This is a genomic window from Candidatus Allofournierella merdipullorum (assembly GCF_048426865.1).
Taxonomy (GTDB): Bacteria; Bacillota; Clostridia; order Oscillospirales; family Ruminococcaceae; genus Allofournierella_A; species Allofournierella_A merdipullorum.
Genome location: NZ_DBFNWJ010000004.1, coordinates 1 through 21,937, shown reverse-complemented (window position 1 = coordinate 21,937; position 21,937 = coordinate 1). Strand labels below are relative to the sequence as shown.

Below are 21,937 nucleotides of genomic sequence, written 5' to 3'. Positions count from 1 at the left end.
GTTACAGCAGTTCCCGAAGCTTGTCCAGAAAAGTCTCTTCGCCCCAGGTGTTGATTTTGAAGAACAGGGCCTGGCTGCCGCCGGCGGTGATGGCGGAAAGGTGAACGGGCCCCTCCCCGCTCTGGAACAGAGTCACGCTCATGCTCAGACGGTTGCCGCCGGCGTAGCTGAACCGCTCGAACACACGCACGCTGCACCGGGCGCCGTCCTCCCGAAAATCGCTGGAAGCCTCCAGCGAGGCGGAGACGCTGCCCTCCAAAATGCCCTGCTCGATGCGTGCCAGCAGCGCGTCAAAATCGACGGCGAGGGTCTTTTCCAGTTTTGCCATACTCTTCGCTCCTTCCACCGTTTTGCGTTTGGTAAAAGAAAACGGCCCCGGTCAAAAACCGGGGCCGCTGGTGCGGATGAAGGGACTTGAACCCATATGGAGTTGCCCCCACTAGAACCTGAATCTAGCGCGTCTGCCAATTCCGCCACATCCGCATGTGTATCGCCAGCCGAACCGCTGTTGGAGCAGGTGATGGGAGTCGAACCCACGTCCTCAGCTTGGAAGGCTGATGTACTAGCCGTTGTACGACACCTGCACATCGGCTGCGAGTTGTATTATATCATAGCCCCCCGCCGAATGCAAGCACTTTTTTTCATTCCTTTGCCGGGGCGCCGCTCTCCCTTTACTTTCGGCCGATCCATGCTATAATGGAACCGTTTTACAGACTTTTCAAAAGGCGCGTTCAAAGGCGCGGCGGGGTGTTTTTTATGAATCTTGCGGAGCTTTTTATTCTGGCGGTGGGTCTTTCCATGGACGCCTTTGCCGTGTCCATCTGCAAAGGGCTCAGCCAGCCCAAACTGAAACCGGGCCACATGGTCATCACCGGCCTTTACTTCGGCGGGTTCCAGGCGCTGATGCCCCTGCTGGGCTTCATTCTGGGCGCTCAGTTCGCCCGGTTCATCAGCGGCTTTGACCACTGGGTGGTGTTCGGCCTGCTGGCCTTCATCGGCGTGGGGATGATCCGGGAGTCCCGGGAACAGGCCTGCCCGGCGGACAAGGGTTTCTCCCCCAAAGAGATGCTGCCGCTGGCGGTGGCCACCAGCATCGACGCGCTGGCCGCCGGGGTGAGCCTTGCGCTGCTGGACGTGAAGATCCTCTGGGCGGTGAGCTTCATCGGCGTGACCACCTTCTGCCTGTCCGCTGTGGGCGTCTGGGTGGGCCACCGCTTCGGCGCCCGCTACAAGGGCGGCGCGGAGCTGGCGGGCGGCATTGTGCTCATTCTCATCGGCATCAAGGTCCTTTTGGAGCATCTGGGCTTTTTGAGCCTGTGAACGAACAAGACGGGAGGCGCGAGGCATGGAGTTTCGGGAATATCTTCCCTTCTGGAAGGAACTGACCGACCAGCAGCAGGCGAAGCTGGAGAGCACCGCCACGCTGGAGCATGTGAAAAAGGGCGAGGTCATCCACAACGGCACCGCCGACTGCGTGGGCCTGCTGGTGCTGGTGAGCGGCCAGCTACGGGGCTTCTCTTTGTCGGAGGACGGGCGGCAGGTCACGCTGTACCGGCTGTTCAGCCGGGACGTATGCCTGATGAGCGCCTACTGCATGCTGAACAGCCTGCAGTTCGACATCTCGGTGCAGGCCGAGCAGGACACGGTGTTCTGGCGCATTCCCGCGCCGGTGTATAAAGAGCTGATGCGCCAGTCGGCGGCGGTGGCGAACTTCACCACCGAGCTCATCGCCAGCCGTTTTTCCGACGTGATGTGGCTGCTGGACCAGATCCTTTACAAGCATCTGGACAGCCGCCTGGCGGCCTTTCTGGTGGAGGAGAGCCGTTTGACCGGCTCGGCCACGCTGGCCCTCACTCACGACGCCATCGCCCAGCATCTGGGCAGCGCCCGGGAGGTCATCACCCGGATGCTGCGGTATTTCTCCGCCGAGGGTCTGGTGAAGCTGGGCCGGGGCAGTTTGCAGGTGCTGGACGAGGAGCGCCTTGTCTCCATCGCCGGCGACAGCCTGCGGTAACAAACAAAAAAGCGCGCGGCGCGGAAAGACGTTCTTTCCGCGCCGCGCGTTTTGTTTTTTCAGAAGGCCACGCTGGCCACCGGCTCGCCGTCGAGGGTCTTGGCGGTGAAGGTGCCGTTTTCGTAGACCATGTAGCTGTGGCTGCCGTCCTTGGGGATGGACACGCTGCCGGGATTCAGGATGAGGGTGTCGCCCTGCCGCTCGGCGTGCTTCACATGGATGTGGCCGAAGGCGAAGGCGCTGCCCGCCGGCAGCGGGGGCAGATGCTCCGGGTCAAAGAGGTGGCCGTGGGTGGCAAACAGGGTGCGGCCGTTCTCCAGCAGGATGGTGGTGTAGTCCGCCAGGATGGGGAACTCCAGCACCATCTGGTCCACCTCGGCGTCGCAGTTGCCCCGCACGGCGATGATCTTGTCCTTCAGGCCGTTGAGCATGGGGATGACCTGCTTGGGGGCGTAGCCCTGGGGCAGGTCGTTGCGGGGCCCGTGGTAGAGCAGATCGCCCAGCAGCAGAATTTTGTCCGGCTGTTCGGCATCAATGCGCGCCAGCAGTTTTTCACAATAGTAAGCCGACCCGTGCAGGTCGGAGGCGATGAGCAGTTTCATTCTTTCTCTCCCCCGGGCATTTCACTGTATTTTTTCACAATGGCCTTCATCTCGTCGAAGTGCTGTTCCATCTCGGCCACCAGCTTGAACTGGGTGCGGCAGCGCACCAGGTTGTGGGTGGGGTACTGGGTCTTGAAGTAGACGTCTCCCTGCAGGTAGTCGGTGAGGAAACGCATGCCGCACTCCAGCGTGATGACCCGGGCGCCCCAGGGCAGATACTCCTTTTCCGCGGCGGTGAGCACGTCGCCGGCGGTCTCCAGATACCCTTTGGTGTAGGCCTCGAAGAGGTCCAGCTCAAAGTGCACCTTGCTCACGTCCGGCTCGTCCTCCGCCGCGCGGGTGGCGCCGAAGCGGATGGAGTCGCCGAAGTCGTTGAGCGCCAGGCCCGGCATGATGGTGTCCAGGTCAATGATGCACATGCCCTTGCCGGTGGCGGCGTCAAAGAGGATGTTGTTCAGCTTGGTGTCGTTGTGGGTCACCCGCAAAGGCAGCTTGCCGCTGCGCAGCCCGTCCATCAGCACGCTGCAGTCCGCCGCCCGCTCCAGCACGAAGTCGATCTCCTTTTTGCAGCTCTTCACCCGGTTCTTCACGTCCCGCTGCACCGCCCGCTTGAAGGCCCGCAGGCGGCTCTCGGTGTCGTGGAATTTGGGGATGGTCTCGTGGAGCGTCTCGATGGGGTAGCCGTCCAGCTGCTTTAAGAAGGTGCCGAAGCTGCGGGCGGACTGGTAGAACTGCTCGGGGGTCTCCACGCTCTGGTAACACACCGAGTCGGCGATGTAGTTGTAGCAGCGCCAGGGCAGGCCGCGGGTGTCCTGGTAATAATTCTCGCCGCTCTTGGTCTTGATGTAGCTCAAAGTCTCCCGGTCGGGGTCGCCCCCCTCCGCCCGGATGACGGTGCGCAGATACTCGGTGACGCCGAAGATGTTCTGCATCACTTCCTTGGGATTCTTGAACACATGGGTGTTCACCCGCTGCAGCACATAGCTCAGCTCGTCGCCCGTCTCACCGGGCATGTACACCGCGTAGGTCTCGTTGATGTGGCCCGCGCCGAAGGGCTTGACGTAGCTGCACTGGTTGCCGAAGCCGAAGGCGTAGAGGGCATCCTGCAGCTCACGGCTGTCCACCCCGTCGATGACCCGGCGCTGGGCGAAGATCACCTCGCCCGCCTCCACCTTGCGGCCCGGCTCGATCGTGCAGTTGGCCTTCACCACGCTGCCCAGGCTGATGTGGGCGCCGTCGCCCACCACGGTGTCGTGGTCGATGATGGCCCCGCAGTTGACAAGGCACCCCTTGCCCAGCACCGTGTGGGTGTTCACCACCGCCCGCTGCATCACAAAGCTGCCCGCGCCGATCACCGCCGAGGGGCTGACCACCGCCGAGGGGTGGATGATGGTGGGCACCACAAAGCCCGCCTCCAGCAGGCGGTCCACCCACTGCACCCGCAGCTTGTTGTTGCCAAAGGCCGCCACCGCACAGGGATATTCCGCGTGCAGGGCGGTGTAGTCCACCAGTTTGCCGATCACCTCGGGGCCCTTGGCGGCGTCGTCCAGCATGGCGATCTTGTCAAACTGGCGGGTGCTCTCCACGCTCTCGTAGATCATGCGCCCGAAACCGCCCGCGCCTAAGATCAACAGATTCGGCATTGCGTCGTCTCCTTTTCCGGCCCCGCGAGAACGGGGCTTCATCTTTTTTATTATAGAGGAAAGCGGCGGGGGTTTCAACCGGGCCGCGCCCCTTTTGCAAATTTTGCGCACGGCCATGCCACGCTTTTTCCCGGCGCGGGCGGCCGGCGCACCGGTGGTGTTCGGCGTGTGCTCTCCCGGGCGGCGCGCCCCGCGTGTACGCCCCGGCGGGCGTGGCGGCCGCGCAGGGCGCCGCCCGTTCATGCGCCCGGGGCCGCGGGGCAAGGCCCAAATATTTTCAACTTTATTCTTTGTTTTTTGTACAGCGTGCCTCCGCCGCGCCGCCTTGCTTTATCACTTTTGTGCGTTAAAGAGAATTTCCGCTTGTCTTACCCGACTTTTTTCAAGCATTTTTCCGGCTTGTTTTTTTGCCGCGGTGCGCTATAATCGAAAACAAATCAAGGGAGATTTTTCCGAAGACCGCGGCTTCGGGAAAATCTCCCTTCTTTTTCGTCCCGCTCTCCTGCGGGGGTGGGGCGCACAGAGAAAGGGGAGGAAATGTATGACGCAAGAGATCATGAGTGCTGTTGATACAGAGCTTTTTGCGGTCTGGTTTTTGATCGGCGCCGCGCTGGTGTTCTGGATGCAGGCGGGCTTCGCCATGGTGGAAGCCGGTTTCACCCGGGCAAAAAACACCGGCAACATCCTGATGAAGAACCTGATGGACTTCTGCATCGGCACCATCGTGTTCATCCTGATCGGGTTCGGGTTTTTAATGGGCGAGGACCTGCTGGGCTTCATCGGCAAGCCCGGGCTGGACATCTTCACCGCCTATGAAAGCTTCGACTGGTCCAACTTCGTGTTCAACCTGGTGTTCTGCGCCACCACCGCCACCATCGTGTCCGGGGCGATGGCCGAGCGCACCCGCTTTTTGTCCTACTGCGTGTACTCGGCGGTGATCTCCGCGCTGGTGTATCCCATCGAGGCCCACTGGATCTGGGGCGGCGGCTGGCTGGCATCCAACACCATCTTCCACGACTTCGCCGGTTCCTGCGCCATCCACATGGTGGGCGGCTTCACCGCCCTCATCGGCGCAAAGCTGCTGGGGCCCCGCATCGGCAAATTCGTGCGGGATGACAGCGGCAAGGTGGTCAAGATCAACGCCTTCCCGGGGCACAACCTGGCCCTGGGGTGCCTGGGCTGCTTTATCCTGTGGCTGGGCTGGTACGGCTTCAACGGCGCCGCCTGCACCAGCGTGGCGCAGCTGGGCTCGGTGTTCCTCACCACCACCGTCGCGCCCTCGGTGGCCACCGTGGTGTGCATGGTGTTCACCTGGGTGCGCTACGGCAAGCCGGACATCTCCATGTGCCTGAACGCCTCACTGGCGGGCCTTGTTGCCATCACCGCCTCCTGCGACGTGACCGACGCCCTGGGCTCCATCGTCATCGGCGCGGTGGCCGGCGTGCTGGTGGTGTTCGGCGTGTGGTTTCTGGACAGCGTGCTCCATGTGGACGACCCGGTGGGCGCGGTGGCCGTGCACTTTTTCAACGGCCTGTGGGGCACGCTGGCGGTGGGCCTGTTCGCCACCACCACCGCCCCCGGCAACGACAGCCTGACCGGCCTGTTCTACGGCGGCGGCTTTGACCTGCTGGGCGCCCAGCTGCTGGGCATCGTCACCGTGCTGGCCTGGACCGGCGTGACCATGACCGTCTTTTTCCTGCTCATCAAGGCCATCTTCGGGCTGCGGGTCAGCGAGGAGGAGGAGATCGCCGGCCTGGACGCCACCGAGCACGGCCTGCCCTCCGCCTACGCGGGCTTTGCCCTGATGGACATCTCCAACACCATGACCATGGATGTGAACGAGAACACCGACCTGGGCGCCGACCGCTACGAGGCCGCCAGCGACGCCCAGAAGGAGGCCGCCGTGAAGGTCGCGGCCGCCCCCGCGGCCTCCTCCAGCGGCATCCACAAGGTGGTCATCATCTCCCGCCTGTCCCGCTACGACCATCTGAAGAAGGCGCTGAACGACATCGGCGTCACCGGCATGACCGTGACCCAGGTGATGGGCTGCGGCATCCAGAAGGGCGCGGGCGAGAAGTACCGCGGCGTGGAGATCGACGCCACCCTGCTGCCCAAGGTGAAGGTGGAGGTGGTGGTGAGCACCATCCCGGTGGAGACGGTGATCGAGGCCGCCAAGAAGGCCCTGTACACCGGCCACATCGGCGACGGCAAGATCTTCGTCTACGGCGTGGACAATGTGGTGAAGGTGCGCACCGGCGAGGAAGGGTTCGCCGCCCTGCAGGATGTGGAATAACGGCTTTTATGAAACAAAAGGGAGGTCCCCGCGGGGAACTCCCTTTTGTTAGTGTTTCACTTTTTTCCGCGAGGGCAGCTGGGCCAGCACGATGGCGCAGAACACCAGCGCGCAGCCCGCCAGCTCCCGGGCGGTGAGGGTCTGGTGGAGCAGCAGCCAGCCCGCCAGCACGCTGAACACGCTCTCCAGGCTGAGGGTCAGGCTGGCCAGGGTGGGCTCCACGTGCTTTTGGGCCACCACCTGCAGGGTGTAGGCCACGCCGCAGCTGAGCGCGCCGGCGTAGAGGATGGGCGCCCAGGCGGCCAGCACATCGGACACAGCGGGCTTTTCAAAGAGAAGGGTGGGCACCGCGCAGAACAGCCCCGCCACGAAAAACTGGATGCAGGAGAGCTTTACCCCGTCCACCAGGGGGGAGAAGTGGTCGATGACGAGGATGTGCAGGCTGAACAGGGCGCTGCACCCGAACAGCATCCACTCCCCCGGGCCGAGGGCGGCGCCGCCGCTCCAGCACAGCAGATAGAGCCCGGCCACGGCCACCACCACCGCCAGCCACACCTGCGCGCCGGGCATGCGATGGAAAAAGATGCCCAGCACCGGCACGATGACGATGTACAAAGCGGTGATGAACCCCGCCTTGCCCACACTGGCGTATTCCAGCGCCCACTGCTGCAGGCTGCTGGCCAGGCCCAGGATGATGCCGCACAAAGCGCCGCCCAGCCAGAGGTTTTTCCGGTCGGCCGGGGCGGCCTCCTCCCGCCGGTTGCCGGACAGACGGCCCAGCAGCGGGATCATGGGCAGCAGCACCGCGCCGCCCAGCAGGCTGCGCACGCAGTTGAAGGTGAAGGGGCCCACATGTTCGCCCCCCACGCTCTGGGCCACAAAGGCCACGCCCCAGATCAGGGCGGTGAGCGCCAGCACCGGCAGATATTTCAGTTCCTGTTTCAAGTATACGGTCCCTCCCCCGCCTCAATTGCCCGCGCCGAACCCCAGGGCGGACAGATCCACCGCCGGGGCTTTGGGGCCTCGGGCCGCACCGGGGGCGCGGCGGGCGCGTCGGGGGTGTCGGGCAGCTCAAAGTCGCCCAGGGCGGTGTCAAAGCTCTCCTCCCGGGGCGGCGCGTCCTTCTCTTCGGGAACAGGCGCGGCCGGCGGCGCGGCGTCGACGGCGTCCAGCGCCGTGTCAAAGCTTCCGGCGGCAGCCTCCGGCTGCGCCTGCTCCCCGGCGGCGGGAGCGGCAGACCGGGCTGTCGTCCCGGGGACGGGCCGCGGCGCCTCGCCGCCCTTCGTCGGGGCGTCGGGCGCCTCGAAGGCGGCGGCAAAGCTGTCCGCCGCGGCGGGCGCCGCCCCCAGCCACTCGGCGGGCAGGGTGGGCAGCAGGTCGGCGGCCAGTTCCTCCATGGCCAGGCAGTCCTCGGGCAGGTCGGTGAGGGTGGCGCCGTAGTGGGCCAGCAGCACCCGGCCCGCCGGGCCCACCAGCAGCGTCAGCGGCAGCTGCCAGGCCTGCCCCGGCTGGGGATGGAAGCCCTGCTTTTTGGCCGCGTTCAGGATCTTCATCGCCTTGAGGGAGAAGCACTTCAGCCGGCTCTTCTCGCTGGGCACGGCAAAAAAGCGGTAGAGCACGCCCTCGGCGTCGCACATCAGCTCGTAGGGCATGGCCCCCTCGGGGATGGCTTTGGAGATGGTCTGGGGCTTGGTCCGCACCACGCAGACCAGCCGGGCGCTGCGCAGCGCGTCGGCGGACTTGATGTATTCCATGATGCAGTTCCGGGTGAGCGGGTGGCCGAAGTTTTGCAGAAACACCAGAAATACCGGCTTGTCCCCCTCCAGCAGCTGGTAGAAGCTCTGCTGGGGGTGGTAGGGGGTGTCGAAGCGGAACTCCGGGATCACATCGCCGGCGCGCAGTCGTTTTGCCATGGGGCGGCTCTCCTTCTTTCGCAGAATGCGTCTTCTTCTATTCTACACGTTCCGACCTTTCTGTCAATGTGGTATAATGGGAGCACAAGCAATCTTTGCCGCAAGGAGGAACGGAAGATGCACGACGCTGTGAAGGACAACATCGAAAAGCGGGCCAGACGGGTGATCGCCGCCCTGAAGGCCAACAACATGGAGGGCTGGTATCTGCCCGACGCCGCCGGGGTGCGCGCCTTTGTGGAGCAGCTCATCCCGGAGGGGGCCACGGTGGCAAACGGCGGCAGCATGACCCTGGCCGAGACGGGGGTCATGGACCTTTTGGCCAGCGGGCGCTATGAGTTTCTGGACCGCACTGGCCTTGCGGGCGAGGAGCTGGGCAAGCTCTACCGCCGGGTGTTCAGCGCCGACTGGTATCTGGCCAGCGCCAACGCCATCACCGAGGCGGGCGAAATTTACAACGTGGACGGCAACTCCAACCGGGTGGCGGCCATCACCTTCGGGCCGGAAAACGTGCTGCTGGTGGTGGGCTGCAACAAGATCGTGAAGGACCTGGACGCCGCGAAGGAGCGGGTGGAGGCCATTGCCGCGCCGGCCAACACGGTGCGCCTTTCCTGCGCCACCCCTTGCGCCGTCACCGGCAAATGCGAGCACTGCCACAGCCCGGCCCGCATCTGCTGCACCACCACCATCCACAGCTTCCAGCGCATTCCGGGACGCATCAAAGTGCTGCTGGTGGGCGAGCCGCTGGGCTTTTGAACCAAACGCAAAACAGGGACGCGCCCATCTGGGTGCGTCCCTGTTTTTCTCTATAAGGCCCCGCCTTGCCGTCTGCGACCAATCAAAACCTACCGAATGGCAGGTGGGTGTAGCTGTATATGGCAGTGCTCCGATCCTTGTTGCCTGTCAGCCTTCCATGTTGTCATCATCGGGGTCGCACTGATCGCAATAAAGGTCATCCGCACGGTATGTTTTGTTCTGGCAGGTATCGTTTTTGCCCAGGCACCAGAATTCGCCTTCCGCCAATTCTTCGCTGCTGTCTGCACTGTCGAATCCGCCACTCGGCGTATTAGCCGTCAATTCCTGTGAGGAGCCATCCGTATTGAACCATCCTAAAAACTGCGCAAGGGCTATATTCACACGCTCCAGTTCTTCCTCACTGTATTCATACGCCAGACCGGCATCAATGCTGGGCTGGTCATACATCACTTCAGCCCACGGGGCATAGATAAACCAATCATCAATAATCGTTCCCTTAGGCGCTGTTCCCCCTAACCCCTCCAAAATCAAGCATGCATCTTTTCCGCCTGTCTGCGGATACTCCTGGTTGTTCAGTGATGTCGTCATCGTATAGTCAATCAACATATCAGAAGTCGTTGAAGAATATATCGCCCGCTCAAAGGACAGTTGGACCACATAGGGCCCCGCATCATTGCCGTCTGCCAGTGCAGCATAAAGCATTGCAACATTGGCGCCGCCCATGCACAGCACTGCTTCCCTATCAGTCAGCGGATCAAGCAGAGACGGCATTGTCCACTCCGTGTTGTATTGAATGTACTTGCCATCCGATTCGGATTCGACCACAAGGCTGCCCGCCAGATTTTTCCCGCCTTTTCCCAGAACTTGTTTTACACTCTCTTCCTGCACAGCAACATAGGGCATAACCACATCCACGAAATACTCACCAGCATTCAAAGGATAGTCTCCATTGGTTAGAGGGCCAAAAACCGCTTGACCATCTATGACAGCGGCTTGTGCTTGCGCGGAGTAGGAATCGTTGCTCAGTGCAAGAAGAAGTTCCGTCCCATCGGGCAGATTTGTTTCCACGCAGATATATGCGTTCCCCTGATCGTCCGTTTTTCCAGAACTCGACATGGTAACTTCCACTGGTGCAGCACAGCCCGACAGGTTGACTGCACATAAGACTGCCAATGCCAAACCGAGAAACTTCATTTGAAAGAATCGGCGTGCTCCATACATAAAACTCTTCCTCCCTTGGCCGCCTTTTCGGAGGCCGCTTTTCTGTCTTTACCGACACGGGCGATACTAATGCCCGCAACCAGTTTCCACCAAATGTTCCCCACATTTCGGACATTTATGTTGCTGATTCAAAATGCCATGCTTCAGTATAAAGGCGTCGATCCGCTTTTCTCCTCCCATCTTGTTTATGTCTATCTTCAAAATAGCACATATACACTGTGTTTTCAAGTGTAAATAGCACAATATATCACAGTGTATAAAACATCTCCAATTTTATCTACAATTAAAGCAGAGGTGAGTCTATGGCATTTAAAATTCAGAAGGAGGAATATGTCAACCGCACGTTCCGCCTTGAGAAATCACTTGTGGACAGAATGGAGCAACTCTGCAACAAAGAGGGGATATCTTTGAATCGCCTAACCGTCCAGTGCATTAAATATGCCTTGGATAATCTGGAGGATTCTTCTACAGAAAAGAAGGACACATGACTGGTTCGTCATGTGTCCTTCTTTTCTGCTCAAAAAACAGGGACGCGCCCATCTGGGTGCGTCCCTGTTTCTTTCTATAAGGCCCCGCCTTGCCGTCTGCGACCAATCAAAACCTACCGAATGGCAGGTGGGTGCCCTGTGCCCGGTTTCTCGCTCCCTTCGTCCGCCTTGGCCCGCGCATGCGCGGGGCGGGAGGTCTGCAATCTGCCGGTCAACCGCCGGGCTCCCTGAATTTGATTAGTAGGATTATATCAAGCCGCAACAAATCGAACAAGGCAGGAATGCCGCGTTTTTACTGCTCGATGTCGAAGAACTCCTGCAGGCGCTTTTCGAACATCTTGCTCACTTTGTAGAGCTCCTCGTCGTCCTCGACGATGTCCAGATACTCGCCGTTTTCGTCCTCGCCCACCTTCATCAGGATCAGCTCGGCCTCGGTCTCCTCCAGCTGCTTTTCGTCCTCCACATAGGGCACCAGCGCCATATAGTGGGTGTTGTCCAGATCCGCCGCGTCGATCACCTCAAAGACGTGCTCCTTGCCGTCCTCGTCTTCCAGAGTGATGAGATCGGGGGTGTAATCGTCCTCTTCCTGCGCGGTGGGGGGCACTTTGGTCTCGGCCATGGCTTTCTCCTTTTTCACGGGCGGCGGTGGGCCGCCGGTTCTTTCTGGTCTTAGTGTACCTTGTTTTGCTTTCGCCGTCAATCCCCAATCGCCGGGCGCGGGATGTGAAACTTTTTGTGTTCCCCCTGCTATTTTGCCCCGGCGTATGCTATAATACTGATACATTCTGTTTCCAGTTAAAGGAGATATCCATGCGACGTTTTGCTTTTCTTGCCGCCTGCCTGCTGGCCGCCGGGGTGCTGGCCGGCTGCGGCGGCGACCCTCAGCCTGGGGATACCGTCAAGCGGCAGGCCTATGAGTCCGCCGAGGTGCAGTTCACCGCCCCCGCCGAGGGCGACACCATCGCCATCTTCGACACCAGCGCCGGCGAGATCCGGGCGGTGCTTTACCCTGACCTTGCGCCCATGGCAGTGGACAACTTCGTGGGCCTTGTGAACCAGGGCTACTACAACGGCCTTACCTTCCACCGGGCGGAATACGGCTTTGTGGTGCAGAGCGGCGACGGCTCCGGCACGGGGCTTGGCGGTTCCACCATCTGGAACGGCAACCCCTTCCCCGCCGAGTACACCGACAAGCTGCATCACTACGCCGGCGCGCTGTGTGCCGCCAACAGCCCGGACTCTGCCCCCTCCACCACCAGCCAGTTCTACTTTGTGCAGGCGCTGCCCTCCAGCGTGGACAAAGCCGCCCGCGAGACGCTGGAAGGCGCGGGGGTGCGCCAGGAAGTGATCGACGCCTATGCCGCCGTGGGCGGGCTGCCCTATCTGGACAACACCGACACGGTGTTCGGCCAGGTCTATGAGGGCATGGACGTGGTGGACGCCATCGCCGGCGGTGAAAAAGGCGAGGACGGCCAGATCCTGGAGCCGGTGACCATCAACTCGGTGACCATCTCCACCTACGGCGCGCCCGACCCGACCCCGGCTTCCCAGCCGGCGTCCGCGCCCGCTTCCGGCTCTGCCGCGGAATAAAACCAGCTTTGCCCCGGCTTTTGCCGGGGCTTTTTTTGCCGCCGGCGGTCCCTTCGTTGGTGCGGCGGGTCGATTTGTGTTATAATAGCCGGTAGAACCTCGTTGTATCAGAAGAAAGGAGGGAAACGCCGTGTCCAACACTTCGCAGCAGATGAAAAACGCCCGGCAGAAGGTCACAAAAGCCAAGCGCCGGCTGGGCCGCGGCCTTTACACCCGCACCTTCTTCTTTGTCATCCTTCTGCTGTTGCAGATCGTGCTCACCTTCTCCATCCCGGTGGCGCTTGGGCGCTTTTCCGCTCCCTTCTACATCGGGGCGGTGGTGGTCAGTGTGCTGGCGGTGATCGCCCTTCTGGAACACGACGGCATCAACCCCGCCTACAAGATGATGTGGATCCTCATCATCCTGCTGATGCCGCCCCTCGGCGTGGTGTTCTATCTGTTCTGGGGCCACCGCAACACCACCAACCGCCACGCGCGGCGTATGGCCTCCATCTGCGCGCGCCTCAGCCGCACCCTGCCCCAGGACCCGGAGGCCCTGCGCCGGCTGGAAGTGCAGGACAAGAGCCTTGCCCGCAGCGCTCGTTACCTCATCCGTAACGCGGGCGCGCCCCTTTACGCCGACACCCAGAGCGAATACTACGCCTGGGGCGAGGAGTTCTTCCCCCGCTTTCTGGAAGAGCTGAAAAAGGCCGAGCGCTCCATTTTCATGGAGTATTTCATCTTAAAGCCCGGCTATATGTGGGACACCACCCTTGAAATCCTGAAAGAGAAGGCCGCCGCCGGGCTGGACGTGCGCCTTTTGTACGACAGCTGGGGCTGCATGCTCACCATGCCGGAGGACTACGACGAGCAGCTGCGGGAATGGGGCATCCAGTGCCACCGGTTCTCCCCCTTCCGGCTGTCGGCCCACATCTCCGACTACACCATGTTCAACCACCGGGACCACCGCAAGATCACCGTCATCGACGGCAACGTGGGCTTCATCGGCGGGCTCAACTTCGCCGACGAATACATCAACCGCAAAAAGCGCTTCGGCATCTGGAAGGACACCGGCCTGATGCTGCGGGGCAGCGGCGTTTACAACCTCACCGCCCTGTTTTTGGAAAGCTGGGACTTCACCACCGGCGATTCCAGCCGGCTGGAGCAGTTCGCCCCCACCCTGCGCTTTTCCGCCGACGGCATGGTGCAGCCCTACGGCGACTCACCCCTGGACGAGGAAGCGGTGGCGGAGAACGTCTACTTCAACATTCTGCAGCAGGCTACCGACTACGTCTACATCGCCACCCCCTATCTGGTGGTGGACAACGAGATGATCACGACTTTGAGTCTCATCGCCAAGAGCGGCGTGGACGTGCGCATCATCACACCGGGCATCCCGGACAAAAAATACGTCTACTGGGTGACCCAGAGCTACTACTCGGTGCTGATGAAGGCGGGAGTGCGCATTTTTGAATACAGCCCCGGCTTCATCCACGCGAAGATGTACGTCTCGGACGACAAGACCGCCGTGGTGGGCAGCGCCAACATGGACTACCGCAGCCTGTACCTCCACTTTGAGAACTGCTGCGTGTTCTATGGCGGGCGGATGGTGCAGGACGTGCACGCGGACCTTGTGCGCTGCATGCAGGTGAGCCACGAAGTCACCTGGGAAGACGTGAAAAACGTGTCGCTGCCAAAGCGGGCCTTCCGGGTCCTGCTGCGGCTGTTCGCGCCGCTTTTATAAGAGAAAGGAAACGTGACAAATGGCAAAAATCGTTGTGATCGACGGCCAGGGCGGCGGCTTTGGCCGCTCGCTCATTGAAAAACTCCGCGCCGGGGGCTATGCCGGCGAAGTGATTGCGGTGGGCACCAATGCCGCCGCCACCGCCGCCATGCTCAAGGCGGGGGCCAGCGCCGGGGCCACCGGCGAGAACGCGGTGATCTGGAACGCCGGCAAGGCCCAGATCATCGCCGGGCCCATCGGCCTGGTGATGGCAAACAGCATGCTGGGCGAGTGCAGCCCGGCCATGGCCACAGCCATCGCCTCCAGCACCGCCCACAAGGTGCTCATTCCCGCCACCCGGTGCGGCGCCTCCATCGCGGGGCTGCCGGAGCTGCCCCTGGCGGACTACATCAGCGACGCCGCCCGGCGCATTCTGGAATTTGTTTGAGCAAGGCATACGGCCCGCGCCCCTTTGGGGGCGCGGGCTTTTTGTTATCTCGAAACCAGGCGCAGCAGACCTTTGCCCAGCTCCACCGCCGGCAGCACCGCCAGCGCCAACGCCAGCGCCAGGCCGCACTGGGCGGGGGCCAGCTGCGCAAAGCCGAAGGCAGCGGCGGCGGGCGGCCAGGCCAGCACCCCCAGACTCAACACCAGACTGCCCGCCATGGCCGCCCAGAGCCAAGGGTTGTGGGTGGGCAGGGCGAACACGCTGCCCCGCTGGCTGCGCATATTGAAGCTGTGGAAAATTTCGGCCATGCTCATGGTCAGAAAGGCCATGCTCACCCCCGTGCCGCTCTGGGTCAGCTGCCAAAGCCCTGTTTCCAGCCGCACGCCGGTGAAGTAGGCCGCCAGCGTCAGGCCGGTGACCAAGAGGCCCTGCCAGGCCACGTCCAACCCCAGCCCGCCGGCAAAGATGCTCTCGCCGGGGCGGCGGGGCGGGCAGTCCATCGCGCCCGGTTCCGCCTTTTCCATGCCCAGCGCCAGGGCGGGGAAGCAGTCGGTGATGAGGTTGATCCAGAGCAGATGCACCGGCCCCAGCAGCTGCACGCCCATCAGGGTGGCGAAAAAGATGCTCAGCACCTCGCTGGCGTTGCTGGCCAGCAAAAACTGCACCGCCTTGCGGATGTTGGCGTAGATGCGCCGCCCCTCGGCCACGGCGGTGACGATGGTGGCGAAGTTGTCGTCGGTGAGCACCATGTCCGCCACGTTGCGGGTCACGTCGGTGCCGGAAAGGCCCATGCCCACCCCGATGTCCGCCGCTTTGAGAGCGGGCGCGTCGTTCACGCCGTCGCCGGTCATGGCGGTGACGCAGCCCGCCGTTTTCCACGCCTTCACGATGCGCACCTTGTGTTGGGGCTGCACCCGGGCGTAGACGCTGAGGGAGGGCGCGCGGCGGATGAGTTCCGCGTCGCTCAGCCGGTCCAGCTCCGCGCCGGTGACCGCCTGGCTCTCGCTTTGCAAAATGCCCAGCTGCCGGCCGATGGCGGCGGCGGTGTCTTTATGGTCGCCGGTGATCATCACCGGGCGGATGCCCGCCGCCCGGCAGCGGGCGATGGCCGCCGCGGCCTCGGGGCGCACCGGGTCCATCATGCCCACAAGACCGATGAACACCAGTTCCCGCTCCGCCGTTTCGGGGGCAAGGCGGGCGGGCAGGGCGGGCCACTCCCGCTTCGCCGCCGCCAGAACCCGCAGGGCGCTTTGGGCCATGGCCCGGTTCCGTGACAGGATAGCTGCCCGGTCGGCGGCGGTGAGGGGCACCGCCGCGCCGTTTTTCAGCCAGTGGGTGCACTTTTCCAACAGCACGTCCGGCGCGCCCTTGACGTACTGGATCACCCCCGGCTTGCCCCGCCGGGTGTGGAAGGTGCTCATCCGCTTGCGGGCGGAGTCAAAGGGCAGTTCCGCCACCCTGGGCTCGGCGGCGGTCAAGGCCGCTTTGGCAAAGCCCAGCTTCGCCGCGTACTCCACCAGCGCGCACTCGGTGGGCTCCCCTTCCGCCGTTCCGCCCGGGCCGGGCACCGCGTCGCAGCAGAGGGCCAGCGCCCTGGCCAGTTCCGCCTCGGGGCCAAAGCTCTGCTGCACTTCCATCCGGTTCTGGGTGAGGGTGCCGGTCTTGTCGGAGCAGATGACCTGGGCACAGCCCAGCGTCTCCACGGCGGTGAGGCGGCGGATGACCGCCCCCTGGCGGCTCATGCGGGTGACTCCCATGCTCAGCACGATGGTCACCACCGCCGCCAGGCCCTCGGGCACCGCCGCCACCGCTAGGCTCACCGCCACCATGAAGCTGGAGAGCACGGTGGGCAGGTCGGTGCTGCCCGCCCGCCACAGGCCGAAGCCGAAGATGAACACGCAAATGGCCAGCACCAGCGCGCTGAGCGACCGGCTGAGGGCCGCCAGCTTTTGCTGCAGGGGCGTTTTGCCCTGGGAGGTGGCCGCCAGCACTCCGGCGATGCGGCCCATCTCGGTGTCCATGCCGGTGGCGGTGACGAGCAATTTGCCCCGTCCTCCGCTGACGGTGCTGCCCATATAGGCCATGCAGTGCCGGTCGCCCAGAGGCACGGCGCGCCCCGCGGGCAGGGCGGCGGTGGTCTTTTCCACCGGCACGCTCTCGCCGGTGAGGGCCGCCTCCTCGATCTTCAGCGCGGCGGCTTCCACGATGCGCCCGTCGGCGGGCACGGCGCAGCCCGCCTCCAGCAGCACCACATCCCCGGGCACCAGTTCCCGGCTGGCCACCGTCACCGGGCGGCCGCCCCGCAGCACCCGGCTGTGGGCGGCGGTCATCTTTTGCAGCGCCTCGATGGCCTTTTCCGCCTTGCTCTCCTGAAACACGCCCAGCAGCGCGTTGATGAGCACCACCGCCAAAATGATGAACACGTCGGCGAAGCTCTCCCCCGCGCAGGCGGCGGTGAGGGCGGAGAGCGCCGCCGCGGCCAGCAGCACCACGATCATCGGGTCCGCCATCTGCTGCAAAAAACGCTGGAACACACTCTCCTTTTTGGCCCTGCGCAGTTCGTTGGGCCCTGTTTTTGCCAGCCGGGCCGCCGCCTGCCCCGGTTTCAGGCCCTCCGGGGCGCTGCCCAGGGCGGCAAAGGCATCCCGCGCTGTCTGCCGATAATACTCCATGGCTCCCGCCTTCCTCCTTTGCAATGCCTTGTCCTTTTGTATGTATATGGGGCGGCGGGGCGTTTTAGCCCCCTTGCGGCAAAGGGGCCCAAGGGGGTATACTGAAGCAAAGGAGGGCTGACCCATGAAACTGACCATTCTCGGCACCGGCAACGCCGCCGTGACCGAGTGCTACAACACCTGCTTTCTGCTCACCGAAGGCTCCGACCACCTGCTGGTGGACGCGGGCGGCGGAAACGGCATCTTTCGCCAGCTGAAAGCCACCGGGGTGCGCTGGCAGGACGTGCGCTCCATCTTCGTCACCCACAAGCATCTGGACCACATCACCGGCATTTTGTGGCTGATGCGGATGATCTTGCAGGGCATGGCCCGGGGCCAGTACGAGGGAGAGGCCGCCATCTACTCCCACAAAGAGGTGACCGGCCTTTTGCGCACCATGGCGGGGCTTCTGCTGAGCGAAAAGGAGACCCGATTTCTGGACGCGCGCCTCCATCTGGTGACTGTGGAAAACGGCGAGAGCCTGCCCCTTCTGGGCCAGACGGCCACCTTTTTCGACATCGGCTCCACCAAGGCGGCCCAGTTCGGTTTTTCCATCACCCTGCCCGGCGGCGGAAAGCTGACCTGCTGCGGCGACGAACCTTACAACGAGGCCGAGCGCCCCTACGCCAAGGGCAGCCGCTGGCTGCTCCACGAGGCCTTCTGCCTTGCCAGCCAGGCGGATGTGTTCAAGCCCTACCAAAAGCACCACTCCACCGCGGCGGACGCCTGCCGGCTGGCCCAGGAGCTGGGCGCGGAGAACCTCATCCTCTACCACACCGAGGACAAGAACATCGCCCGGCGCAAGGCCCTCTACACCGCCGAGGGCGCGCCCTCTTTTCCGGCAATCTTTTTGTGCCGGAAGATCTGGAAGTTTTTGAACTGTGACAAAAAAGCGGCGGGAACGCAAATGCGTCCCCGCCGCCTTTTTATCTGTTTTTCGCCACGGTGCGGAAGGTGGTCTCCAGCATGGTGATCATCAGCAGGATGAGCAGTGCCAGAAAGAGAGGCATCCAGAAAAGGCCCGCCCGGTTCGCGATGAGGCCGAAGAGGGGCGGCATCAGGGTGGAGCCCACATAGGCGCTGGCCATCTGCATGCCGATGATGCCCTGGGAGTTTTCCGCCCCGAAGTTGGCGGGCGTTGCGTGGATGATGGCCGGGTACACCGGCGCATTGCCCAGGCCCAGAAGCCCGAGGCCCAAAAGCGCCCCCAGCTCTCCCCCGCCGGGCAGCGCCAGCACTGCCAGCGCCGCAGCGACGACTCCCGTACCCAGGCGGATCATTCCCCGGTCGCCCACCTTGTCGGCAATGAAGCCGGAGATAAAACGGCCCAGGGTGATGCCCACATAGAGCACCGCCGCGCTGGCCGCCGCGTGCTCGGCGGAGAAGCCCCGCTCCCCTGCCAGATAGCTGCTGGCCCAGAGGATGGAGGTGCCCTCCGCCCCGCAATAGGCGAAGAAGCCCACGAAGAGGGTGGGCGCGCCCTTGATCTTCAGCGCGCCCCGGATGCCCAGCACCTGCCCGGCGCGGGCAGACTGTTCCTCCCCGCCGCCGTGGGCCCGCCACAAAGGCAGGGTGAGCACCAGCACCGCCCCGATGGCCAGCTGCATCAGCGCCACCGTGCGGTAGCCCAGCTGCCAGCCGGAGCGGGTGAGCGCCCAGCTCATGACGCAGGGGCTGATGACGGTGCCCACGCCCCAGAAGCAGTGCAGCCAGCTCATGTGACGGGAGCGGTAGTGCAGGGCCACGTAGTTGTTGATGGCCGAGTCGATGCAGCCGGCGGCGAGGCCGTAGGGCACCGCCCAGAGGCAGAGCATCCAGAAGCGGGTGGAAATGGAAAAGCCGAACAGGGCCGCGGCGCTGAGAAACACGCTGGCCACGGTGACGCCTTTGGTGGTGAAGCGGGCGGTGAGCCGCTCGGACAGAAGGCTGGAGCAGATGGTGCCGCCGGTGATGATCATGGAAACCATGCCCGCGGCGGAGAGAGGCTGGTCAAAGACCAGGCGCATGGTGGGCCAGCCCGAACCCAGCAGAGAGTCCGGCAGGCCCAGGCTGATGAACACAAGGTAGATAACGGCGAGAAGCAGGGTGTACATGACGGAGTTCCTTTTCAAAGAAAGGGGGCGCCTTGGCGCCCCCTTGGTTTTTTGTGATGCAGCGGCGTTTTACCAGGCCAGAACGCTCTGGATAAACAGGAACGCCACGAAGATGGGCAGGATGTAGGTGACGTATACCCGCATCCAGTTGGGGATCTTCGCGCCCTCGCCCTGGTTGGCCTCGGCCTGGTATTTCTTGAAGCCCCAGCCCACGCGGCTGATGCAGAAGAACAGATAGACCAGGCTGCCGAAGGGCAGCAGGATGTTGCTGATGAGGTAGTCCTCCACATCCATAAAGCCGGAGCCGTTGCCGCGGGGGTCAAAGGCGGACCAGACGTTGAAGCCCAGCACGCAGGGCAGCGAGATGAACGTGACCACCACGCCGTTCACCAGGGCCGCCTTTTTGCGGCTCCAGCCGGTGAGGTCCATGGTGCAGGCCAGGATGTTCTCAAACACCGCGATGATGGTGGAGAAGGCCGCAAAGCTCATGAACAAAAAGAACAGGCTGCTCCACACCCGGCCGGCGGGCATGTCGTTAAAGACGTTGGGCAGGGTGATGAAGATGAGGTTGGGGCCGCTGTCCGCCGGGATGCCGTAGGCCATGCAGGCCGGGAAGATGATCAGCCCGGAGGTGAAGGCCACGAAGGTGTCCAGACCGGCGATGCGCACGCTCTCGCCCAGCAGGCTGTGCCGGCGGTCCAGATAGCTGCCGAAGATCAGCATGGCGCCGATGCCCAGGCTCAGGGTGAAGAAGCTCTGGTTCAGCGCGGCGGTGACCACGCCCAGGGTGTTCTGCACCGTCTCAAGGGCGGTCTCGCCGGCCATCACAGAGAAGTCGGGCACCAGATAGAACTTGACGCCCTCGATGCCGCCGGGCAGCAGCACGCTGTTTACCGCCAGCACCACGATCAGCGCCAGCAGGGCCAGCATCATCCACTTGGTGATGCGCTCCACGCCCTTCTGCAGGCCCATGGAGCAGATCAAAAAGCCCAGCACGACCACGATCACCATCCAGAAGCCCATGGTGACCGGCTGGCTCAGCATGCCGGAGAACGCATCGGCCACCTGATCGGTGTCCATGCCCTCCAGCTGGCCGGTGAGAGAGCGGTAGAAGTAATAGAGCATCCAGCCGGTGACGCTGGTGTAGAAGCTCATCAGCACATAGTTGCCCAGCATGGCCACCTTGCCGTGCCAGTGCCACTTGGTGCCGGCGGGCTCCAGCTGCTGGTAGGCCAGAACGCAGCTTTTACGGCTGGCGCGGCCGATGGCAAACTCCATGGTGAGCACCGGAACGCCCACCGTTACAAGAAACAGCACATAGAGAAGAACGAAAGCGCCGCCGCCGTTCTGCCCCACCACATAGGGGAAACGCCACACATTGCCGATGCCGATGGCGCACCCGGCGCTGATGAGCAGAAAGCCCAGCCGAGATTTGAAATTCTCACGCTGCATGATAACACCTCACAGTGAATTGACACGCTGCCGCGGCCCGCAATTTTGCCGCTTTAGCGCAGTACTTCTCTATTATAGCGAGTCCGCCTTCCACTTGCAAGCCGAAAACAGAGAAAAGCCCCCGGAAACCGATGGTTCCCGGGGGCTTTTGCGCTTTTTTGTCAGCCCAGCTTGCTCACGTTCATATCCACGCGGGTGGAGATGCCGGGCACGGTGCCGGAACTGGTGTACTGCCAGATGTCGTAGTTGTACTTGAAGTCCAGCTGGTCGCGGTACTGAGCGATCCAGATGCTGTAGCCGGTGAGGCTGGCCATGTTCAGGTTGTTGTAGAACCAGGAGGCATAGCTGTAGACGCCGGCGCGGTAGCCCGCGCCCTGAATGGCGTTGCAGAACGCAACGGCGTTGCGGGTGCGCTGGTCACGGCTGATGCCGTCGGCACGGCCGGTATCGTTCGCCACCTTCTCGGTGTCGAAGTAGATGGGGTAGCTCACGCGGCCGCCGGTCTCCTGAATGAGGCGGATGACCATGCTGGCCTCTTCCACGGCTTCCTGCTCGTTGATGGCCTGGCTGTAGAAGTACAGGCCCACCTTGACGCCGGCAGCGTTGGCGCCCTGGATGTTCTTGCGGAAGTAGGGGTCCTCGACCAGAGCGCCCGTGCCGTAGCCGCGGTAGCCCACGCGGATGATGGCGAAGTCGATGCCGCTGGCCTTCACCGCGTTCCAGTCGATGTTGTACTGGTACTTGGACACGTCGATGCCCTTCACCAGGCCGTTGCCGGAGTTGGAGACGGTGGGAACGCCGTTGGCGTTGAATTTATACTTCACGCCGGCGATTACCTTCTCGGTGTTCACCAGCTTCTCGTGGGTGGTGGGGTCGTAGAAGGCTTCCTTGCTCTCAAAGCTGGGCTGCCAGCCGCTGTAGACCACCTTCAGGGTGACCTCTGTGGCGGTGAGCTTGAAGGCGCTGTTGGCCACAGGCTTGCCGTCCTTAAACAGCACCACGGTGGCGGCGGGG

The 21,937-nt window shown here is 63.0% G+C and carries 19 protein-coding genes, 2 tRNA genes and 1 other RNA gene; 8 read left to right on the top strand and 14 right to left on the bottom strand.

Going from position 1 to position 21,937, the window contains the following annotated elements; genetic code table 11:
- Position 1: 1 nt before the first annotated feature.
- From ACMNAY_RS00830 to ACMNAY_RS00820, 3 genes are all read right to left on the bottom strand, one after another.
- Positions 2-328 (bottom strand): DUF6054 family protein, encoded by a 327-nt coding sequence (locus ACMNAY_RS00830; RefSeq protein WP_418718026.1) that lies wholly within the window; start codon positions 326-328, stop codon positions 2-4.
- Between the two features lie 68 nt (positions 329-396).
- Positions 397-483 (bottom strand) — tRNA-Leu (locus ACMNAY_RS00825).
- Positions 484-509: 26 nt separating this feature from the next.
- Positions 510-584, bottom strand: a tRNA-Gly gene (locus tag ACMNAY_RS00820).
- Between the two features lie 172 nt (positions 585-756).
- Between ACMNAY_RS00820 and ACMNAY_RS00815 the strand changes: the two genes are divergently transcribed.
- Entirely contained in the window at positions 757-1,320 is a 564-nt protein-coding gene (locus ACMNAY_RS00815) for a manganese efflux pump MntP family protein (RefSeq protein WP_394967911.1), read from the top strand.
- 25 nt (positions 1,321-1,345) lie between these two features.
- A complete protein-coding gene (locus ACMNAY_RS00810) occupies positions 1,346-2,014 on the top strand; it encodes a Crp/Fnr family transcriptional regulator (protein ID WP_394967909.1) in 669 nt (222 codons plus the stop codon).
- Between the two features lie 59 nt (positions 2,015-2,073).
- On the opposite strand, the gene yfcE is transcribed toward ACMNAY_RS00810, so the two are convergent.
- Both yfcE and ACMNAY_RS00800 read right to left on the bottom strand, forming a co-directional pair.
- A complete protein-coding gene (gene yfcE / locus ACMNAY_RS00805) occupies positions 2,074-2,616 on the bottom strand; it encodes a phosphodiesterase (protein WP_418718025.1) in 543 nt (180 codons plus the stop codon).
- Complete coding sequence (locus ACMNAY_RS00800) at positions 2,613-4,259, bottom strand: phosphotransferase (RefSeq protein WP_418718024.1); 1,647 nt, start codon at positions 4,257-4,259, stop codon at positions 2,613-2,615. The genes yfcE and ACMNAY_RS00800 overlap by 4 nt, the downstream gene beginning before the upstream one ends.
- 541 nt (positions 4,260-4,800) lie before the next feature.
- Between ACMNAY_RS00800 and ACMNAY_RS00795 the strand changes: the two genes are divergently transcribed.
- Positions 4,801-6,552: an ammonium transporter gene (locus ACMNAY_RS00795; protein WP_418718023.1), complete on the top strand. Its 1,752-nt coding sequence runs from the start codon at positions 4,801-4,803 to the stop codon at positions 6,550-6,552.
- A 48-nt stretch (positions 6,553-6,600) separates the two neighbouring features.
- Here the strand turns inward: ACMNAY_RS00795 and ACMNAY_RS00790 are convergent, their stop codons facing one another.
- Complete coding sequence (locus tag ACMNAY_RS00790) at positions 6,601-7,497, bottom strand: DMT family transporter (RefSeq protein ID WP_418718022.1); 897 nt, start codon at positions 7,495-7,497, stop codon at positions 6,601-6,603.
- On the bottom strand, positions 7,494-8,465 hold the full coding sequence (locus tag ACMNAY_RS00785; protein WP_418718021.1) for a hypothetical protein: 972 nt from the start codon (positions 8,463-8,465) through the stop codon (positions 7,494-7,496). Before ACMNAY_RS00785 ends, ACMNAY_RS00790 begins: the two co-directional genes overlap by 4 nt.
- A 117-nt stretch (positions 8,466-8,582) precedes the next feature.
- Between ACMNAY_RS00785 and ACMNAY_RS00780 the strand changes: the two genes are divergently transcribed.
- Complete coding sequence (locus ACMNAY_RS00780; RefSeq protein WP_418718020.1) at positions 8,583-9,218, top strand: lactate utilization protein; 636 nt, start codon at positions 8,583-8,585, stop codon at positions 9,216-9,218.
- 147 nt (positions 9,219-9,365) lie between these two features.
- On the opposite strand, the gene ACMNAY_RS00775 is transcribed toward ACMNAY_RS00780, so the two are convergent.
- The 3 genes from ACMNAY_RS00775 to ACMNAY_RS00765 form a co-directional block, all read right to left on the bottom strand.
- The gene (locus ACMNAY_RS00775; protein ID WP_418718019.1) at positions 9,366-10,439 is read right to left on the bottom strand and encodes a hypothetical protein; all 1,074 of its coding nucleotides are present in this window, start codon (positions 10,437-10,439) and stop codon (positions 9,366-9,368) included.
- Between the two features lie 565 nt (positions 10,440-11,004).
- A non-coding RNA gene (gene ssrS, locus ACMNAY_RS00770) (6S RNA) lies at positions 11,005-11,212 on the bottom strand.
- A gap of 7 nt (positions 11,213-11,219) precedes the next feature.
- On the bottom strand, positions 11,220-11,546 hold the full coding sequence (locus tag ACMNAY_RS00765; RefSeq protein ID WP_394967897.1) for a DUF1292 domain-containing protein: 327 nt from the start codon (positions 11,544-11,546) through the stop codon (positions 11,220-11,222).
- Positions 11,547-11,737: 191 nt separating this feature from the next.
- Between ACMNAY_RS00765 and ACMNAY_RS00760 the strand changes: the two genes are divergently transcribed.
- From ACMNAY_RS00760 to ACMNAY_RS00750, 3 genes are all read left to right on the top strand, one after another.
- Positions 11,738-12,517, top strand: coding sequence for a peptidylprolyl isomerase (locus ACMNAY_RS00760; protein WP_418718018.1), 780 nt, complete (start codon positions 11,738-11,740; stop codon positions 12,515-12,517).
- A 130-nt stretch (positions 12,518-12,647) separates the two neighbouring features.
- A complete protein-coding gene (gene cls / locus ACMNAY_RS00755; protein ID WP_418718017.1) occupies positions 12,648-14,240 on the top strand; it encodes a cardiolipin synthase in 1,593 nt (530 codons plus the stop codon).
- Positions 14,241-14,259: 19 nt separating this feature from the next.
- A complete protein-coding gene (locus tag ACMNAY_RS00750; protein WP_394978054.1) occupies positions 14,260-14,667 on the top strand; it encodes a DUF3842 family protein in 408 nt (135 codons plus the stop codon).
- Positions 14,668-14,711: 44 nt separating this feature from the next.
- Here ACMNAY_RS00750 and ACMNAY_RS00745 read toward each other — a convergent pair whose 3' ends face one another.
- Positions 14,712-17,339 carry a cation-translocating P-type ATPase gene (locus ACMNAY_RS00745; protein WP_418718016.1) on the bottom strand — a complete coding sequence of 876 codons (2,628 nt, stop codon included), beginning with the start codon at positions 17,337-17,339 and terminating at the stop codon, positions 14,712-14,714.
- Positions 17,340-17,463: 124 nt separating this feature from the next.
- Here ACMNAY_RS00745 and ACMNAY_RS00740 point away from each other — a divergent pair, with 124 nt between their 5' ends.
- Positions 17,464-18,351 (top strand): MBL fold metallo-hydrolase, encoded by an 888-nt coding sequence (locus ACMNAY_RS00740; protein WP_418718015.1) that lies wholly within the window; start codon positions 17,464-17,466, stop codon positions 18,349-18,351.
- Here the strand turns inward: ACMNAY_RS00740 and ACMNAY_RS00735 are convergent.
- From ACMNAY_RS00735 to ACMNAY_RS00725, 3 genes are all read right to left on the bottom strand, one after another.
- On the bottom strand, positions 18,305-19,471 hold the full coding sequence (locus ACMNAY_RS00735) for an MFS transporter (protein WP_418718014.1): 1,167 nt from the start codon (positions 19,469-19,471) through the stop codon (positions 18,305-18,307). The two genes, ACMNAY_RS00740 and ACMNAY_RS00735, sit on opposite strands and share 47 nt — an antisense overlap.
- 69 nt (positions 19,472-19,540) lie before the next feature.
- Positions 19,541-20,923 carry a sodium-dependent transporter gene (locus tag ACMNAY_RS00730; RefSeq protein WP_418718013.1) on the bottom strand — a complete coding sequence of 461 codons (1,383 nt, stop codon included), beginning with the start codon at positions 20,921-20,923 and terminating at the stop codon, positions 19,541-19,543.
- 161 nt (positions 20,924-21,084) lie between these two features.
- The coding region (locus ACMNAY_RS00725) for a glycoside hydrolase family 25 protein (RefSeq protein ID WP_418718012.1) at positions 21,085-21,937 on the bottom strand (853 nt) is incomplete at its 5' end.

Excerpts from the sequence above, each read along its gene's own strand:
- ACMNAY_RS00740 (WP_418718015.1), top strand. The coding sequence starts at position 17,464 with ATGAAACTGACCATTCTCGGCACCGGCAACGCCGCCGTGACCGAGTGC.
- ACMNAY_RS00800 (WP_418718024.1), bottom strand. The coding sequence starts at position 4,259 with ATGCCGAATCTGTTGATCTTAGGCGCGGGCGGTTTCGGGCGCATGATC.
- ACMNAY_RS00730 (WP_418718013.1), bottom strand. The coding sequence starts at position 20,923 with ATGCAGCGTGAGAATTTCAAATCTCGGCTGGGCTTTCTGCTCATCAGC.
- ACMNAY_RS00815 (WP_394967911.1), top strand. The coding sequence starts at position 757 with ATGAATCTTGCGGAGCTTTTTATTCTGGCGGTGGGTCTTTCCATGGAC.
- ACMNAY_RS00735 (WP_418718014.1), bottom strand. The coding sequence starts at position 19,471 with ATGTACACCCTGCTTCTCGCCGTTATCTACCTTGTGTTCATCAGCCTG.
- ACMNAY_RS00745 (WP_418718016.1), bottom strand. The coding sequence starts at position 17,339 with ATGGAGTATTATCGGCAGACAGCGCGGGATGCCTTTGCCGCCCTGGGC.
- ACMNAY_RS00830 (WP_418718026.1), bottom strand. The coding sequence starts at position 328 with ATGGCAAAACTGGAAAAGACCCTCGCCGTCGATTTTGACGCGCTGCTG.
- ACMNAY_RS00765 (WP_394967897.1), bottom strand. The coding sequence starts at position 11,546 with ATGGCCGAGACCAAAGTGCCCCCCACCGCGCAGGAAGAGGACGATTAC.
- ACMNAY_RS00785 (WP_418718021.1), bottom strand. The coding sequence starts at position 8,465 with ATGGCAAAACGACTGCGCGCCGGCGATGTGATCCCGGAGTTCCGCTTC.
- yfcE (WP_418718025.1), bottom strand. The coding sequence starts at position 2,616 with ATGAAACTGCTCATCGCCTCCGACCTGCACGGGTCGGCTTACTATTGT.
- ACMNAY_RS00810 (WP_394967909.1), top strand. The coding sequence starts at position 1,346 with ATGGAGTTTCGGGAATATCTTCCCTTCTGGAAGGAACTGACCGACCAG.
- ACMNAY_RS00795 (WP_418718023.1), top strand. The coding sequence starts at position 4,801 with ATGACGCAAGAGATCATGAGTGCTGTTGATACAGAGCTTTTTGCGGTC.
- ACMNAY_RS00775 (WP_418718019.1), bottom strand. The coding sequence starts at position 10,439 with ATGTATGGAGCACGCCGATTCTTTCAAATGAAGTTTCTCGGTTTGGCA.
- ACMNAY_RS00780 (WP_418718020.1), top strand. The coding sequence starts at position 8,583 with ATGCACGACGCTGTGAAGGACAACATCGAAAAGCGGGCCAGACGGGTG.
- ACMNAY_RS00750 (WP_394978054.1), top strand. The coding sequence starts at position 14,260 with ATGGCAAAAATCGTTGTGATCGACGGCCAGGGCGGCGGCTTTGGCCGC.
- ACMNAY_RS00760 (WP_418718018.1), top strand. The coding sequence starts at position 11,738 with ATGCGACGTTTTGCTTTTCTTGCCGCCTGCCTGCTGGCCGCCGGGGTG.